The 17143-nt window shown below is 43.8% G+C and carries 19 protein-coding genes; 16 read left to right on the plus strand and 3 right to left on the minus strand.

Annotated features, from left to right (window positions below):
* Nucleotides 1–13: 13 nt before the first annotated feature.
* The 7 genes from ASG85_RS11945 to ASG85_RS36915 all read left to right on the plus strand — a co-directional run bounded on the left by ASG85_RS11945 (nucleotide 14) and on the right by ASG85_RS36915 (nucleotide 7274).
* Nucleotides 14–1138, plus strand: coding sequence for an amidohydrolase family protein (locus ASG85_RS11945; protein WP_060646339.1), 1125 nt, complete (start codon nucleotides 14–16; stop codon nucleotides 1136–1138).
* A 55-nt stretch (nucleotides 1139–1193) separates the two neighbouring features.
* A complete protein-coding gene (locus ASG85_RS11950) occupies nucleotides 1194–1892 on the plus strand; it encodes an aspartate/glutamate racemase family protein (protein WP_060646340.1) in 699 nt (232 codons plus the stop codon).
* Nucleotides 1893–1920: 28 nt separating this feature from the next.
* Nucleotides 1921–2883 carry an NAD(P)H-dependent glycerol-3-phosphate dehydrogenase gene (locus tag ASG85_RS11955; RefSeq protein WP_057302903.1) on the plus strand — a complete coding sequence of 321 codons (963 nt, stop codon included), beginning with the start codon at nucleotides 1921–1923 and terminating at the stop codon, nucleotides 2881–2883.
* A 120-nt stretch (nucleotides 2884–3003) separates the two neighbouring features.
* Entirely contained in the window at nucleotides 3004–4833 is a 1830-nt protein-coding gene (locus ASG85_RS11960) for a histidine kinase N-terminal 7TM domain-containing protein (RefSeq protein WP_060646341.1), read from the plus strand.
* On the plus strand, nucleotides 4808–5956 hold the full coding sequence (locus ASG85_RS11965; RefSeq protein ID WP_060646342.1) for a response regulator: 1149 nt from the start codon (nucleotides 4808–4810) through the stop codon (nucleotides 5954–5956). The genes ASG85_RS11960 and ASG85_RS11965 overlap by 26 nt, the downstream gene beginning before the upstream one ends.
* Nucleotides 5957–6030: 74 nt before the next feature.
* Nucleotides 6031–6873 carry an RMD1 family protein gene (locus tag ASG85_RS11970; RefSeq protein ID WP_057302906.1) on the plus strand — a complete coding sequence of 281 codons (843 nt, stop codon included), beginning with the start codon at nucleotides 6031–6033 and terminating at the stop codon, nucleotides 6871–6873.
* 293 nt (nucleotides 6874–7166) lie between these two features.
* Nucleotides 7167–7274 carry a YjcZ family sporulation protein gene (locus ASG85_RS36915; RefSeq protein ID WP_082562131.1) on the plus strand — a complete coding sequence of 36 codons (108 nt, stop codon included), beginning with the start codon at nucleotides 7167–7169 and terminating at the stop codon, nucleotides 7272–7274.
* 173 nt (nucleotides 7275–7447) lie between these two features.
* Here the strand turns inward: ASG85_RS36915 and hflX are convergent, their stop codons facing one another.
* Both hflX and ASG85_RS11980 read right to left on the minus strand, forming a co-directional pair.
* Nucleotides 7448–8713: a GTPase HflX gene (hflX, locus tag ASG85_RS11975; protein WP_060646343.1), complete on the minus strand. Its 1266-nt coding sequence runs from the start codon at nucleotides 8711–8713 to the stop codon at nucleotides 7448–7450.
* A gap of 411 nt (nucleotides 8714–9124) precedes the next feature.
* Nucleotides 9125–10024 carry a LysR family transcriptional regulator gene (locus ASG85_RS11980; protein ID WP_060646344.1) on the minus strand — a complete coding sequence of 300 codons (900 nt, stop codon included), beginning with the start codon at nucleotides 10022–10024 and terminating at the stop codon, nucleotides 9125–9127.
* Nucleotides 10025–10219: 195 nt separating this feature from the next.
* Between ASG85_RS11980 and ASG85_RS11985 the strand changes: the two genes are divergently transcribed.
* The 5 genes from ASG85_RS11985 to ASG85_RS12010 all read left to right on the plus strand — a co-directional run bounded on the left by ASG85_RS11985 (nucleotide 10220) and on the right by ASG85_RS12010 (nucleotide 14270).
* The gene (locus tag ASG85_RS11985) at nucleotides 10220–10693 is read left to right on the plus strand and encodes a DinB family protein (protein ID WP_060646345.1); all 474 of its coding nucleotides are present in this window, start codon (nucleotides 10220–10222) and stop codon (nucleotides 10691–10693) included.
* Between the two features lie 787 nt (nucleotides 10694–11480).
* Complete coding sequence (locus ASG85_RS11995; protein WP_057302911.1) at nucleotides 11481–11825, plus strand: YojF family protein; 345 nt, start codon at nucleotides 11481–11483, stop codon at nucleotides 11823–11825.
* Nucleotides 11826–11848: 23 nt separating this feature from the next.
* Nucleotides 11849–12505 (plus strand): bacillithiol biosynthesis deacetylase BshB2, encoded by a 657-nt coding sequence (gene bshB2 / locus ASG85_RS12000; RefSeq protein ID WP_060646347.1) that lies wholly within the window; start codon nucleotides 11849–11851, stop codon nucleotides 12503–12505.
* Nucleotides 12506–12678: 173 nt separating this feature from the next.
* Entirely contained in the window at nucleotides 12679–13029 is a 351-nt protein-coding gene (locus ASG85_RS12005; protein ID WP_060646348.1) for a YciI family protein, read from the plus strand.
* The gene (locus ASG85_RS12010) at nucleotides 13026–14270 is read left to right on the plus strand and encodes an RNA polymerase sigma factor (protein ID WP_235550112.1); all 1245 of its coding nucleotides are present in this window, start codon (nucleotides 13026–13028) and stop codon (nucleotides 14268–14270) included. Before ASG85_RS12005 ends, ASG85_RS12010 begins: the two co-directional genes overlap by 4 nt.
* A gap of 215 nt (nucleotides 14271–14485) precedes the next feature.
* Here ASG85_RS12010 and ASG85_RS36920 read toward each other — a convergent pair whose 3' ends face one another.
* Entirely contained in the window at nucleotides 14486–14641 is a 156-nt protein-coding gene (locus tag ASG85_RS36920) for a PLDc N-terminal domain-containing protein (protein ID WP_321166582.1), read from the minus strand.
* A 209-nt stretch (nucleotides 14642–14850) separates the two neighbouring features.
* Here ASG85_RS36920 and ASG85_RS12015 point away from each other — a divergent pair, with 209 nt between their 5' ends.
* The 4 genes from ASG85_RS12015 to ASG85_RS12030 are packed head-to-tail and all read left to right on the plus strand — an operon-like array spanning nucleotide 14851 to nucleotide 17066.
* Nucleotides 14851–15273 (plus strand): MarR family winged helix-turn-helix transcriptional regulator, encoded by a 423-nt coding sequence (locus ASG85_RS12015; protein ID WP_060646413.1) that lies wholly within the window; start codon nucleotides 14851–14853, stop codon nucleotides 15271–15273.
* 54 nt (nucleotides 15274–15327) lie between these two features.
* Nucleotides 15328–16236, plus strand: a complete 909-nt coding sequence (locus ASG85_RS12020) for an alpha/beta hydrolase (protein ID WP_057302915.1) — start codon at nucleotides 15328–15330, stop codon at nucleotides 16234–16236.
* A gap of 55 nt (nucleotides 16237–16291) precedes the next feature.
* Entirely contained in the window at nucleotides 16292–16588 is a 297-nt protein-coding gene (locus ASG85_RS12025) for a hypothetical protein (RefSeq protein ID WP_057302916.1), read from the plus strand.
* Between the two features lie 19 nt (nucleotides 16589–16607).
* The gene (locus ASG85_RS12030) at nucleotides 16608–17066 is read left to right on the plus strand and encodes a hypothetical protein (protein WP_057302917.1); all 459 of its coding nucleotides are present in this window, start codon (nucleotides 16608–16610) and stop codon (nucleotides 17064–17066) included.
* The last annotated feature ends 77 nt before the right edge of the window (nucleotides 17067–17143 follow it).

The following is a 17143-nucleotide window of genomic DNA, read 5'->3' on the forward strand; positions in this document are numbered from 1 at the left end:
GTTGGTCATACGAATGAAAAACAGGACTATTATTACATTAATTGTGACAGTGAGTACAGCCATAGGGATATGGCTAGTTTCTGTTTTGGGACTATTCCCTTTTGATCAAGTGAAGGATTCCGCCGTTACAAAAGATTTACTCAACCCAAGCTCACCAGTAATTATTAATGAAACACAGATTAAGAAGGGGACTGAGAAAAAAACGGTTATAGAGTTAGTTGAGCAATATCGCAATTTAAAAGTCATCGATTCCCACAATCATGATGCATCTGATTCAAAGTATATAAATATGCTGGAAGTTTGGAAGCGTAATGCCGTCAATCAAGTTGTTCTCTTTGGGGATGTATCAGAGCCAAGCGCAGTAATGATCGACCAGATGTCTTGGATGGCTTACAAAGATAACCCTGACGTAATTATTCCTTACTTTTCAGGCTTCGATATGCATAATAAATCGAGTCTCGATGTAGTGACACATAACCTGGAACAAGGATATTTTGGTTTAGGTGAAATTGCAGCTGCTTCTTTGTATTCACCTGCGGTATCAAAAGTGGCTTGGAAGGGTGAAAGCCCAATGGACGGCTATTTACCTGACATATACGACATATGTGCAAAATACAAAGTTCCCATTCTGTTGCATATTGACCCTCCAAACGGAATGGTTATAGATAAGTTAGAAGAGGCACTCGACAAACATCCAAACACAATCATCATATTCGCACACGCTAACGCGTTTAACTCACCGGAAAATATCAGAAAACTACTCCAAAAGCACCCAAATTTGTACGCGGATTTTTATGCGGGTTTCACCGCTCTCAATCCTGCTAGTACCAATAAGTTGGAGGATTTCGTACCTGTGATGAAGCAGTTTCCTGATCAGTTTATGTTGAGTACGGACTCTGGATTTGATATTGGTGAAGAGGCTGCAATTGGTGCGATGTATCAGTTATTAGATAAGCTTGACGACCCTAATTTGGCACGAAAAATTGCACATGATAACCTAGACGCCATTATTCGTAACCAACCAGCTACAGAGACTCAGATTGCGGAAATTCGTAAGAAATCCAAAGAAACCGGACAAAGTTATGAATGGAGTCATCTATCTAAGGTAGAGGCCGGACAAATTCTTTGGAGTAAATAAAGATATCGATTTTCTGTTATTATGTAGTAAATAGTTATTTCTGAGGTGTTTATCTATGAAAACAATTGGGCTAATAGGTGGAATGAGCTGGGAGTCGTCCTTGCTTTATTACCAAATCATCAATCAACGTATAAAGGAAAAATTAGGCGGGCACCATTCCGCAAAAAGTCTTATGTATTCAGTGGATTTTCATGAGATCAAGACTCTTCAACATGAAGGGAAATGGGATGAAGCCACGAAGATCATGATTAATTCCGCACAAAAACTCGAATCTGGTGGTTCAGATTTCATTGTTATATGCACGAATACGATGCACAAGATGGCAAAAGAAGTAGAAGAATCGGTCTCAATACCATTACTACATATAGCTGATGCAACGGCAATTGAAATTGTTAAATGTGGCATTAAAAAAGTCGCTTTGCTCGGTACTGCTTTTACAATGGAACAAGATTTTTACAAGGGTAGATTGATTGAGAAATTTGGTCTTGATGTTATCGTTCCAAATGAAGAAGCAAGGAAGATTGTACATGATATTATCTATCAGGAACTTTGTCTTGGAATTATTAAAGAAAATTCTAAACAATCCTACTTAGAGATAATTAATAGTCTCGTCCAAGATGGGGTAGAGGCCGTTATCCTTGGCTGCACAGAAATCACCTTATTAATATCTCAACTGGATTGCAGGGTTCCTATATTCGATACAACGAAAATCCATGCTGAATATGCAGTTGATTTTGCTTTGAAAGATAAATAGACAGTACGTAAAGGAGCTGATCTACTTAATGAAGGTTACTGTTTTAGGTTGTGGAAGATGGGGATCTTTTTTGGCTTGGTATGCAAATAAAATAGGACATGATGTCATTTTATGGGGAAGAGAAGAATCGAAAAATTATCAAAGATTAGTTCATCGTAGAACAAATGAATATTTACAATTACCTCAAAACATACATTTAACAGATAGAATTACTGAAGCAATTGAGTTTGCCGAAATTATATTTATCGCTATTAGTGCCCAAGAACTTAGAGGTTTTGCAAGGCAATTAGCTACCATGGAAATTACAAACAAGATCTTTGTTTTATGTATGAAAGGACTTGAAATGGAGTCCGGAGAGAGACTCTCACAAATTTTTATGGAAGAAATTCAATCACCTGTAAATGTAGCCATTTGGGTTGGACCTGGTCATGTTCAAGATTTTGTTAAGGACATTCCAAACTGTATGGTTATTGATTCAGATCACATGAACGTAACGAAACTACTTGTAGGCAGCTTTGGAAGTGAGATTATAAGATTTTATTATGGGCAAGATTTGTTAGGTAATGAAATAGGTGCTGCAGCAAAAAATGTCATTGGAATCGCAGCAGGGATGTTGGATGGATTAGGTTATACAAGTTTGAAGGGAGCCTTAATGGCTAGAGGAACAAAAGAAATTGCGAGATTAGTCAAGGCAATGGGAGGAAACGAATTAACCATTTATGGTTTAGGCCATCTTGGTGATTACGAAGCAACGGTGTTCTCTAATCATAGTCATAATCGACGTTTTGGTGAGGCATTCGTAAAAAAGGAACCATTCGGGAAATTAGCTGAAGGTGTAGCTACCGTAAAAGCTTTATTGCAATTGTCTACTAAATATGACGTGGAGCTACCCATCTGTCAGGCTGTTCATTCCGTACTCTCTGATGATAATGATCCAAAAGAGCAACTAATAAGATTATTTATGAGGCCCGTGAAATTTGAAGGTATGTAATTAACAAGCATAATTATAAAGACACAAATTAGAGAAGATGATATCCTTATTAAGGTAGACTTTTGTCGAATTGGCCCGAATGGCGGTTCGAAAGTCAATTGATATAAGGGAGATGAAGCCGTGGACACAAGACAATGGATGTCGGTAACGCTTTTTCTCGCAACGGCGCTGATGGTGTTCGTCTCTTACTTGTCTTACCGGAAACGCCATCTGCCTGTTGCCAAAACGATGGTTCTGATCATGCTGGCAGCGGCTTGTTATTCGCTTGGCTACGCGTTTGAGGTGTTGAGCCGTAGCCTGAGCGATGTGAAGCTGTCGCTTCAAATCGAGTACTTGGGCATTCCCTTCGTTACTACACTCTGGCTCTTTCAGGTCATCCAATTTACCGGGACGGCGTCTCGCTACCGCAAGCGTCTTGCGCTAGTGCTATTCATTATCCCCATAGCGGTATTTTTTCTCCATTTGACCAACGATTGGCATCACCTGATCTATGAGCGTTATGTTCTGAATGAAAGCAATTCGGTTCCTTTGTATACGACTGTTAAGGGACCTTGGTATAAGGTGCACACCGTCTATAATTATTCCGTACTTCTGTGCGGAATGTTGCTGTTTATCCCCATGTATTGGCGGGCATTACCAATCGTGCGAAAGCAAATCGTCGTCCTTCTTTTGGGGGCAGTCGCGCCTATGGTGTTCAATTTATTCTTTTGGTCCGGGATGGACGTTGATTTGACGCCGTTTGGATTCGCCGTATCGGGTATCGCCTACGTGTTGGGGATTTTACGGTTTAATTTACTTCGCTTGACGCCTCTTGCGATGGCTAAAGTGTTCGAAACGATCCGGGATGGGGTCGTCTTGTTCGATTATGAGGACCAAATTGTAAGTTACAATAGAGCAGCCGAAAAGGTCCTTCCTGAACTCGGTTTGCCGAAACGATACCCCGCCAATATGGGGGTGGTTTTGTCGGAAAGTCCAGAACTTCTTGAACGTATTCGTGCCACTAGTGACGGGGACGAACGCTTCCCGTTTCACAGATTCCAAGCGAATCGCAACAAGCATTATAACTGTAGTTTGTCTCTGATTTATGATTCAGGTGATGTCCTGATTGGCAAGATCCTAATGTTTAACGATATTACGGAGATGAAAGAGAGCGAGGCACGGCTGCGTGAGAACGCTCGGCAGTTATCTGAGCTAAATGCGTTCAAGGACAAGCTTTTCACCGTCGTGGCGCACGATATTCGCGATCCGATCGCACTTCTCGTGAGCTTGACCGAGCTGCTGGGCGATGAACTGACTGCCGCCGACTTTGAGCATGCCGAATTGGTAAGGGAACTTAAAGGACAAGTGCAAAGCACGTTTCAACTCGTAGAAAATTTATTGGATTGGTATCGCAGCCAGAAAGGGAAAGTCGTGTTTCGTCCGACGAGCTGGAATTTGCAGCAGGTCATCAGGCAGGCTTTATTGCTTTCAGGCACGAAGGCTAGTATGAAGCAAATTCGGATGACAGAGCAGATCAACGAGAAACTAACTGTTAGAGCCGATAAAGAGATGTTAGATCTAATACTGCGCAACTTGCTTTCGAACGCGATCAAGTTTACTGGAATTGGCGGGGCGATTGATATTGGGGCTGTTCTGGAAGGTGATATGATCATCGTGTATGTACGTGATAATGGTGCAGGAATCGACGATCAGACCTCGGAACTGCTGCGACTAGAGGAGCCGTTCTTAAAGGTCATGGTTAACGGGGACGATTCGGAGGATATGAGATTCGGACTGGCGCTGATCCGCGAATTCGTTCGTATCCATGGTGGCAGCCTTTGGTTCGAGAGCGAGCCAGGGGTCGGGACGACCTTCTCATTCACGTTGCCCGGATCGGCTGGTGTACGGGAAGAGTCTGATGACGGGGGAATGGAGGAAGAATTTTATGAAAGTGATTTTGGTGGACGATGAGCCAACGATGCATCTGATTCTGCGTAAAATGCTGGTTAAGCTACCAGGGGTTCACGTGGTTGGCGCTTTTACGGATACGAAGTCCGCAGCCTCTTTTCTAAGTGAGAACACCGACATCGGACTTGCTTTCGTTGATATCTCCATGCCGGGAGGGAGTGGAATGGAGTTCGCCGCCAAGATGGAAGCCTCGGCTTCTCGGATGCAAATCGTCTTCGTCACGTCTCACAAAGAATTTGCCTTGAAAGCTTACGAACTATCTGTGGTGGATTACCTAGTCAAGCCCGTTGCGCAGGAACGGCTTCAGCGGACGGTAAATCGTGCATTGGCGAGCCAGCAGGGCATTCATTCGTCGTCGCTGTCTGCTCCAGCTTCCGAAAATTCAGGCAGAATCGTCCTAACATTGTTAGGTGATGTCGTCGTGAGCAACGATGCAGGTCGTGTCAAGTGGATCTCCAGGAAATGTGCGGAGCTGTTCGCGTACTTGCTGTTGTATCATGGCAAACGAATTCCACGTTCCAGGTTGGTTATGGACATCTTCGGAGGGATGCACCAAACCAATGCGGAGAATTATTTGAATACGACCGTCTATCAATTGCGCAAGTCTTTGGAGCCGCTTGGCATGCGCGAGGTCGTACAATCGGAGAACGATGGCTATGCGCTTGAATTGAAGGATTTCGTCATTGATTATGTGGAATTCGAAAAGCAAGTGGGGGAGATGCATTCCATTGATGTGGGAAATGTGGAGAGAGCACTGCGCATCGAACGGCTGTATACGGGCGATCTATTCGGGGACAAGGCGTATGTGTGGGCCATTCACGAAACGGTGCGTTATGCGGAATTGTACACCTCGTTCATAAAGCGGCTTGCCGAAGTGCTTATTTTGTTGCGGGATACGACCTCCTCATCGAAGTTGCTTCTCAAGCTGAACGGGCGTAATCCGTTGGACGAATCCGTTATACGCCATCTTATGACAATACACGAGATGACCGGGGACAAAAAAGGTTTGACGGCTCTGTATACCGACTATGTTCGGCTTCTCAGCAGGGAACTTGGCATACGTCCGTCTGAGGAACTGATACATTTATATGACATGTTGATAAGCCGATTAACTAACAAAAAATAATTATTTGGATTGAAGCCCTCTTTTTCTGTCAAGACTAGTTAGCATGACTTTTATAAAGCAGATGAGTGGTGAAAATGAAAGATATTACTTTTAAGGCTATGGCCGTCACAAATGAAATTGATCTGAACAAAATCGCCATCCACTGCGGTATACCCAAAAAATACACATGGGAACAGCCGTTAATCCTAAGAAGCGATATCCTTAAATCGATCCTTAAAAAAGATATTCACGCCTTTCAACAAGTGCTAGTCTTTTCTTTTGGCAGTGTAGTTTTTGTAAATCACACACACAAGGATGAGATCACAAGCTTTTTGAAATTCATTCAATCCTTCGAACCAGATATTGAGCTCCAGCCTGCTGACAGATACACGGACGATTACAGCCTTCACATCGAAGAAATCGAAAGCATGGAGTTAACTGACAAGTATGTAGTGGTAGCTGAGTATGAATCTTTTTACCCTGAATTAATCTCCACTGTCCTTGCCAAGTCGGTCGCTCTTGAGAAGATAGAGGAACAGCTTGGGAAAATTCATGATGGCCTCGAAATTATGATTGAGAGACTTGAAAAAGGGAATCTTCGTGTTGGCAACAAAGAATTGGCAAGAACGACCGCAAAAATCGTACGTCACGAGTATAACACTCTAGCCTACATCATGATTTTGGATAAACCTGATCTGACTTGGACAAATAGTACGGCTAGCCAATTTTACGATGGAATGATGGTTTTTTTTGAATTGAACGATCGATTTAAAATACTGAAAAGTAAAACGGATATTTTATATCATATCTTGGAAGGTTTTTCAAATATCAGTCATTCCATCCGGGGGCTATTTGTCGAATGGATCGTAGTGATTCTCATTGTTATTGAGGTGGTATTAACCATATTACAAATTATAGGTTGGATTCCTTCACATTAGAAACGATAAAAGATAACATCGACTTAACAAAAAAGCACAATGAACCAGGAGAATATAGCTCCTGATCCAATGTGTTTTTTTGTTGCACTGCTCCAACTTCATTAATGTAATGCTAAACGATGCGAAAATACTATGAGTAGAATAGGACAAGATTCATGAATGATTGTTAGCGATGCCCTCAGAAAATGATTTTCCTCGGCGGTTTCCTCCCAATGACAAACGTCCAAACAAGAAATATGTACCGTACATATGATTATACCGTAGTGAAATATCACCGAAGGGAATGAGTAAACATGGGAGCAGTAGGTTGTGGTGAAGGTTATGGGTATGGCCGTAACGTCGCATTTATCTTGGTTCTTTTTATTCTTTTGGTCATCATCACATCAGCTTTTGTAATTTAATATTCCTTAATCCAAAACAAATAATATCGAGAAAAATAAAGACGGCCCTATCGCGAATAGATGCGAATGCGAGCCGTTTTTTTCATTGTTCCATGAAAGAAACCAATCTTAATGAAGAATTAACTCCTTGGCTAAAAGGATCTGGACTTTTTTCGGAAGATTGGAACCATAAATCAAAGCTGGAGGAAGTCATTTCGATACTGTTCAAAATCGGATACTCGACACTCCAACTTAAGACGGGTACCATTCGGCTCATAGTTCGTTGAGTGAACATGGGCATGCTCATTGAAATAGGCTACTAATCGGCCATGCTCATAAGGAATCACAATTTCACATTGCATGTAATTCTGGAAAATGCGTTCACGAGTCAGTTGAGTGAGCTCCTCAATGCCCCGCTTCTGCAGGGCTGAGAGGTAGACGTTATCATCTTTTAACAAAGGGTAAGCATGCTCAGTCAAGTCGGTTTTGTTATAAGCAAAAATCATCGGAATTTGATCCGCTCCAAGTTCCTTCAACGTGTCATTTGTAACGTCAATGTGCTGTTTGTATTCCGGGTTTGCAAAGTCTACGACGTGAATCAGCAAATCGGCTTCAGCGACTTCTTCCAACGTAGATCGGAAAGCTTTAACCAAATGGTGGGGAAGCTGGCTTACGAATCCTACCGTGTCAGTTAACAAGAATGATTTACGGTCTGGCAAGTTGACGCTTCGAACGGATGTCTCCAATGTAGCGAACAACATGTCTTTGACAAAGACCTGCTTATGCGCGTGCGGATTATACCACTCGATCATGGCGTTCATTAAGCTTGATTTGCCCGCGTTCGTATAGCCGACCAGACAAATAACAGGGACCTCGTTCTTACGGCGCTGCTTTCGTTGAGTTTGACGACGGGCTACGAGTTTCTCCAGTTCGGATTGCAAAGCCGTGATTCGGTCTTCGATTTTACGGCGGTCGAGCTCAAGCTTGGTCTCACCAGATCCTCGGTTTTTAAGTCCAGCTCCGCCTCCTTGACGACCTAACGATTCTCGAAGTCCTACAAGTCTGGGAAGCATGTATTGGAGCCTCGCAACCTCAACTTGCAGCTGGGCTTCCCTGGTTTGTGCGCGTTCCGCAAAAATGTCTAAAATTAGGATCGTCCTGTCAATGACTTTGCATGCAAGAGATGCTTCCAGGTTTCGAATCTGAGAAGGGGATAGCTCATCGTTACAAATGACGACGGATGCGTTCCGTTCCGTAATTAGCTGCGATAATTCTTGGATTTTACCCGTTCCGATGTAATGGGAGGGAATCACACGAGTGACTTTCTGGCTTAGCTCACCAACCACCTCAATGCGGCATGCTGCAGCCAGGTTGTTCAGCTCCTCCATCGAGTATGAAAAATCAGGGTGGTTCAAAATATGGACCCCGACGATAATTGCTTTCTCTTTCAGTTGTTCCATTGTTCATCATCCTTTCAAGTTAAGAAGTAAAAAAGAAACAACACAAGCAAGCTGCTTGTGTTGTCGGTAGTTGAGGACAATGACTTTCGTAGCGGACGAAAGAAAACAATCCGCGATTTGGTCGATAAGGATGTTTCACCTTACTACAAGCCGCGTTGTTTGATCACCGATAGAAGTATCAATTCAGGGTTATAAATGGACAAACTTATCCTGAGTCCTCTGTACACAGACAGAATCTTGAGCGCTATTCAATTAGCCGCGCAAAGATCTAACTCGGATAAAATGTATCACACGTAACCCCTCCGTTTCCTTAAAGTACTTTAAGAGTATCACAATGAAGAGCTGCCTTGCCTCTCAAAGAATAATTATAATCATTTTTTACTATGCAACAAATGTACGGATATGGTGAGGTTACTGCTTCGCACGATTGATAACGTTCTCGATATAGGCTCTCAGAGTTTTGATGAACGTTCGCATAGCGTATCCGACATACCTGTCGCTGCGGTAGATCAGACAAATGTCTTGAGAAGGCGTAGGATTTCTCAGCTGAATAACCTGGATGTCTTTATTGTGAAGATTATCCAGCAGCAATCGAGGCAGAACACAAACGCCAACTCCGCTCTGCACCATCTGAAGGATGGAGGATAACGTTGTCGTCACCATATGGGGCTGTAGAACAAATCCCTTGTCCATGCAGAAGCGGTCGATCAGCTTGCGACATTGATGGTCGGGTGGGAACATGACCATCTTCATGGTATGCAGCCTATTCAAGGGTAGGAAGCTTTCCGAGGCAAGGGGATCATTCGTGCTTACCGCCAATGAGAATTCCTCGTGAAATAGAGGAATTGACGTGAGGCGTTCATCGAGAACAGGTCCGATGGTTACGCCAACATCGATGCTTCGGTCCAGCACTTGTTCTGTTATTTTCGTGGTTTCCAGAAGGGACAGCGAGATGGTGGGATAGGTCTGATGGAAGTTCAGCAGCAAGGCATTAAACATGAGATCCGCGTCGCCGGGCAAGACACCGATGGATAGCGATCCACCATGCATTTGCTTCAGGTCAGTAATGGCATCAATCGCTTGCTGCAGATGCCCGAACACGGCAGCGCCATGTTCATGAAGAATCACTCCGGCTTCTGTGAGGACGATTGTTTTTCCCACGCGATCGAACAGTAAAACCCCTAATTCTTCTTCCAATCTTCTTATCTGCTGGCTAATGTTAGGAGCACTAACTCCCATCTTCTCCGCTGCTCTCGTAAAGTGGAGATCTTCACAAATCGCCATAAAATACTGTAGTTGTTTTAACTCCATACTCACACCTGCTTTCAAATGAATCGCTGAATGCATGTTCAATAAATATTGTCACTTCATCTTCTCTATCTGTCAATTCATAATCGTTAACTTATACTTAACGTTCCGATAATCCGCACTGCATTGATGGAATATTCCACGGAATCTATACTAGGAACATATCAAGAGCTTCTTATTACAAAGGAGGAAAACAATATGTCAGAAATGATTATCGACACAGCAAAAACAGTGCGTCAAGTGGTGCTGTACAAGGTGCAGGCCATCCCAGAGGAACTGTTCGACATTCAAGTTGATTCCTATAATAACACGATTCGCTGGAACATTGGACACATGATTTATTGGATGGATACCTACATGACGCTTGGCTTCTCGAAAGACCCGGCTATTCCCACAAGCTATGCATCCTTCTTCAATTCCGGGACAGCTCCGGCAAACTGGGCCGAAACGCCTCCATCAAAGGAAGAGCTAATCCAACAGCTGTCAGGTCAGCTTAACTCCCTATCCGAGTTAGCTCCCGAGAGTCTGGAGGTATCGCTGGAAGCGCCGCTGCAGTTGGGGCCGCTCACTTTTAATCGAGCGGGAGAGTTGCTCAACTTTGGATTGGTCCATGAAGGGATGCATCTTGCAACCTGCGATTGCTTACTTAAGGTCATTCAAGGTAAGAATTAAAACGAAATTCGAAGAATAACTTGAACGAAACAAGCCGGAGCATGGTTGGTCATGCTTCGGTTTTTTGCTGTGTAATACAGCTCATCAAAGATAGTGAAACGTGGTCACTGCAGAACGGAGACGGCTCACAATTGCGTTGACCGAATTCTGGTATACTTGATCGAACATGATTATTTACCATAATTGCAATCTGATTGCAGGACCAATACTCGCCCCGACGCTTTGGTTACGACCCGTGCTGTGGGTCTTTTTTTAGTTCTTATGCTATTCAGGTTAAAATTGAACAGTGCCATTGTAAAAAAACGGTATTTTTGAGAAGATACGAGTATAGATAAATGAGGCATTTCAAAAAAATGCAACGGCGTAATTACATTTAGAGGGAGGTCTTTCATTGAAACGGAATTTTTCCCTCTTAGGTGTGGTTGCGTCCGTAGGATGCATACTTCTGTGTGTAATGTTTTTGTTTTGGAACCCATATTCAAGGATCCAAGCGGGTATGGATACGGTTTTAATCTTACTTATAATGTTGATATTTCCTGCATTTTTAGGCATCATAACCTCATTTTTGAGAAATCGAATCTTAATGTACATTGTATTTGCTTGGTCGCTGCCTTATTGTCTTTATTTATCTGTCGCGTCAATTCCAAGTATTTGGAATCTTTTTAGTGTAGTCCTTATTTTATATCTCGTTTCCGCCATAAGGATGAGCCATCAATACCCAAAGCTAAACTGAGGGGCGAAGAACTAATGTTGAACAGTAAATTTTTTCAAATTTGGAGGCACTGAAATGCAGCTTATTAATCCATCGGACGTACAGCATCGAATCGAGAGCTTAAAAGATCAGGAATTGTATATCCATCTAGAAATGACAACAGGCGCCTATGCGGCCCATCTTGACAGTACTAAGCATCCGGCGGCTAATTTCATAACCAATGCTTTGATCCGTTTCACCCATGGGTCGATTGCCGGGAATGGCCCTTATCGGGTCGGGCTGAAAATGCAGCAAGGGTGGGTATACTCCGAAGGGCTGACTCACATTGATCAAAATGAAACGGAGAGGTTGATCCTGGCAGGTCATGACAGTCAGGGCAAGCTGATTGTATCGTTGCAATTAAGCCGGGAGCCCTTCTAGAGGATGAGGAGATGAAGACATCTATGAAACAACATATTCTTGTAGTACTGCCGCATCCGGATGATGAGGCATTTGGCGTTTCTGGTACACTGGCCATGCATGTGCAGCAAGGTGATCGAGTTACATATGCTTGTTTAACACTAGGCGAAATGGGCCGAAACATGGGGATACCGCCTTTTGCCAATCGCGTCACACTGCCACAAATACGCAAGCAGGAATTGGAAGAATCTTGCCGAGCGATCGGGATCCAAGATCTTAGATTGCTTGGTTTTCATGATAAGATGATTGAATTCGAGGAACAAGAGCTGCTGGACGCCGTAATCGATGAACTCATACAAGAGCTTCGTCCCTCGCTGATCATTACTTTCTTTCCTGGTTATAGCGTTCATCCTGATCATGATGCGTGCGGAGCTGCTGTGATTCGAACGGTTGGAAAGCTTTCAAAAGACGAAAGGCCCCCCGTTCATTGCATAGCTTTTTCCAAAAATCATGAGCAAGCTATAGGAAAGCCTACCGTAATTAATGATGTCAGAAGCTTTTTGAAGCAAAAGATGGCCTCCATAAAAGCACATCGCACCCAATTCAAAGCCGCCGAGTTACTAGGTAACAAAGAACCTAACTCAAAAGAGCTACAGGAGCGTTTCGGAACAGAGCGCTTTTGGATTTACCCATTTGAGTGATAAAGTCTTTTCTGCAGACACTTGCAATTTAGGTTTTATCCTGACCGTGAGTTGCTTCATCTGTCGTTCAAAATAATATTTTCACATGATGTAGAAATCCATCGATCTGGCTCGTCATTATTATGAAGACGTCGTGAAACAACCCATTATGGACGTTGAGAGGAGCAATAACCATGAATTACACACTGTTAATGTATGAAACGACAGAGGATTTCGCCAAACGAACCGATCCGATTCAAAAGGAGGCGTATGTTGCAAGCTGGGCTCATTATGTCACAGCCTTACGCGATTCCGGCATTGTTGTAAGCAGTGCGGGTCTCCAGTCCCCAGGGACGGGGGCCACGCTCAGCCGTAAGGGCGGCGAATTGCTGGTTCAGGATGGCCCGAGCGTTGAAACGAAAGAACAAATCGGCGGTTTGATTATCATTGACGTGCCGGATTTGGACACTGCATTGGAATGGGCGGCACGCTGTCCCGGCAGCTCGGTTGATGTTCGCCCCAACTTACAGCCGATCACGAAATGAGCGTCATGCAAGCTCGCCAAATAATCGAACAGACGGCCCGTGATTCCTACGGCCGTCTGGTTGCATTTCTGGCTGTTCGTTGGCGAGATCTGGCCGCAGCGGAGGATGCGCTTGCAGACGCTTTTCTGGCCGCGCTGGAAAAATGGCCTGCGACCGGAGTGCCGGACAAACCCGAGGCATGGCTGCTCACTGCAGCGCGGCGTCGGATGATCGACGGCACGCGGCATGCCCGCGTACAAGCTGGTGCGGAGCAAGCTTTGGTCACGATGGCAGAAGATACGCAGCAGTTGGCCGGAACCGAGACATCTTTCCCGGACGAACGGCTCAAGATGCTGTTTATTTGTGCCCATCCCGGAATCGACCCTGCTGTGCGCACGCCGCTTATGCTCCAGTCCGTACTTGGCCTTGATGCGGCCCGTATTGCTTCGGCTTTTGTCGTTAAACCTGCTACGATGGGGCAGCGCCTTACCCGGGCTAAAGCGAAACTGAAGAGTGATGACATCAGATTCGACTTACCCGGTAAGGATGAATGGCCGGAGCGCCTTAATGCCGTTCTTGAAGCCGTCTATGCAGCCTATGGAAGCGGCTGGGATGGCATAAACGGCGAAGATCCTCGTCGTAATGGTCTGGCCGAAGAAGCGATTTTCATGGGAAAGCTGATCGTGCGATTCATGCCGGGGGAACCGGAAGCGCTGGGATTGCTGGCTTTTATGTTGCACTGCGAAGCGCGCCGCCATTCGCGGCGCGATGAGGCAGGCGGCTATGTGCCAATATCCGAACAGGATCTTTCACGTTGGTCAATCGGGATGATCGAGGAAGCGGAACATCACCTTCGCACTGCCGCTCAAGGGAACCGCATCGGGCGGTTCCAGCTTGAAGCGGCGATTCAATCCGTGCATGCTCAACGTGCCTGGACTAACCGTACGGAATGGGAAGAGATTGCGCTGCTGTACGAGGGACTTGTGAGCATCGCTCCAACGATCGGCGTAATCGTCGGCCGCGCGGCAGCTGTTGCCGAAGCGCGCGGCGCCGATACCGGGATGGCGCTGTTGGATGAAATACCGACAGAAGCGGTTAAGAGCTATCAGCCTTATTGGGCGCTGAGCGCCCATTTGTTCAAAAGGATGAAGAGGTTCGAGGAGGCCCGTGCCGCATATAGCCGGGCCATCGGACTGTGCATGGATCCCTCCATTCGAGCGTTTCTAGAGAAGCAACTCGTGAATATTAGTTGTTTCTATTGAATGACTTGTTCAGGTAAAACCCTGACCTCGACCTGATCAGAGATTTTGTACACATGTACTGCTAGGCACAGATCTATCGGGGAACGTTTGTTCAATAAAACAGCAGCAGTCTAGGACTTTTTTTTCTAGTCCATGGCTGCTGCTGTTTCGTTTTTTGAGTCAGTCTAATACTTTATTTTCACAGAACAGCAAGGATTCGATGATTTGATCTGGCATTAATCATTACGAATAATTAGATAAACAATCAGTCCTATGATTGGGAAAAACAACATAGCTAATAGAATAATTATTGCAAATTCAGTGCTTTTACCTCTCCTTATGCTATCTCGATATGCCCATACGCATAAAACTATGTGCACTAAAAATAACACAAAGGATATTAAAAAAAATAATAAAATAATACCGGAGCTAAATGCAACCAAGCTTGATCACCTCTTTTAATTATTAATTTGTACCAAATCACAATGGAAAAGTTTCAGGTATTTCTCTACTTATCATAATAATGTTTACATCTGCATCCCACCGCGGGAAGCATACAAAGTACATTGACATTGGTTTGATATCAAACTATAATGTGATTATGCAAAATAGAGATGCTATTTCATTAATTTCCAAAATTAGAGAGAAAGTTAACAGGTTTATTTTAGCAGAGATGGTGAAGTGTGGGATAGACGGTATTGGCACTTCGCATGGCGATATCATCTATCAACTATTTAAGAAGCCCAGACTCACTATGGCGGACATTTCTAAAGGGATTAATAAGGATAAATCTACAGTCACAGCACTTGTTGACAAGTTGGTCCGGCTTGGATATGTGACAAAGGAAAGGGACAGAGAGGACACGAGGGTAGTTTATGTTGCTTTAACCCATAAGGGGAGTGAACTGAAACCGATCTTTGAATCAATATCTAAAGAAATGTTAGACGTGTTTTACTTAAACATCTCTGAAAAAGAAAAAGAAGATCTGCTAAACGTTTTAAAAAAGATTTATAGCAACTTTTAAATTTTTTTCAATAAATAGTTTGATATCAAATTAAATGTTGAGGAGGAAATAATCGTGACAGATTTTACGAAAGAATTGCCCGATCATACGGAGAAATACATTGGGGAAAACGATTTATTTTTAGAGATATTTGAGGGGGAAAACCTTCCCAAAGCAACTAATAAAAGGCCCCCTCTGCTTTTTGTTCACGGGGCCTATACAGGAAGTTGGATGTGGAGCAAATACATTCCTCACTTTATCAGTGAAGGGTGGAAATGCTATGTCATGAACTTGAGAAGTCACTACAAAAGCAGGCTGCAGGATATGACTAAGATAACTTTCGAGGATTATTTGGAGGATATTAAAGAGGTTATCGCTGAGTGTAGTGATTCGCCGATTCTTATCGGATTTAGCATGGGAGGGATCTTGAGCCAGAAGTTGGCTGAAACCGTTGAGATCGCAGGGTTGGTGTTGATCGACTCAGTCATAAGCAGAGAAGTTCATGAAGTAGTACCATACAAAGAATTAGTCCAGATGCCACCTGGTATCATATTGCCTGCCCCAACACGTGAAGAGCTTTCAAGCATAGATGAATCGGCAGATGACATAGAATTTCAAAGAAAGTATCTGTCAATGGAGTCATCAAAGGCATTTAGCGCTTTTTCTTTTTCAATCGAAGCAAAAGGAATATCAATAGACAGTAGTTCAATTTCTTGCCCGTGTTTGGTTATCAAAGCAGTAAACTGTGATGATGACGACCGACGGGGGAGAGCGACAGCAGAGCATATCCGTGCTGCATATAAAGGGCTTTGGAACACCACTCATACAGGCGTGCTCGTAGGGCAGAGATATATGGAAACAGTAGATACAATCATGGACTGGTTAGCATACCGGATTCTATCCCAGGAAAACGATCGATCTGCCAAGAAACCATCACCTTGCAGGAAGTCAGATGCTGGCAATCCGCCCAACATCACCCCCTGAAAACGACAGAATTCGACGAATAGTTATAAAAGCTATGCATAAGGAGTGAATCAAGATGGCGAATAATTACAAACGCTTCATTCAAAATCAATTCGAAAAAGCGAAGTCTACCGCTTCCGAATTCATTTCTTCAAGAAGTGAAGAACAAGAAGAAGGCACTATAGAACTAAATCCGCAATATTATGCCCAGCTGAAAGCAATCGCCGATATGCAGCATACGACCGTGCAAGGGATCGTCAATGAAATCATTGTCCACTACCTGGCAAACGCCCCATACGAAACAACCCCCATCTCAGTGGATCAAAAGGAAGATAACCCGCTTCTGTATTTGGATGGTATTTGTAAACTATAGGACTAAGGAGTGCTGACATATGGATAACCACTTGAACATTCAGGATGCCATTTTTCTGGATGAAACAGCTTTAGCCGCTTTAATGAACCCTGAAGATCCTCGCTATGCGAAAGCCCGTTCCCTGTTTCTGGATTTGCATGATCTTGAACGTAATTACATAACAACCAACTCCATTATATTTGACATTCATGAATGGCTTCGCAATGAATACAGCTATCAGCAGGCGGAATATTTTCTGAATGCAATTGATAAAGCAGAGAGTAAAGGCAAGCTGGCGCTCATTTCCAGCGGCCCCGAATTAGAGGGGGAATCGCGAAGACTGCTTATTGACAGGCCCGAGCTCCGTTTCTCGCTCAGCGAAGCATTCACTGCTGTGACCATGTCCTATTATCAGGTAAAACGCATCTTTACTTTCAACCGCAATTTCATTATGCTTGCCAATTTGGATAAGGATATCCGAATCATTCCATCCAATTAAAAGCCTTTAAACAAATACAGCCTGCCCTCTTGAGAGGCCGGCTGTATTTGTTTCGTTGCAATGCCGTAAATTGCTTT

The sequence above is a fragment of the Paenibacillus sp. Soil724D2 genome, from assembly GCF_001427935.1.
GTDB lineage: Bacteria > Bacillota > Bacilli > Paenibacillales > NBRC-103111 > Paenibacillus_E.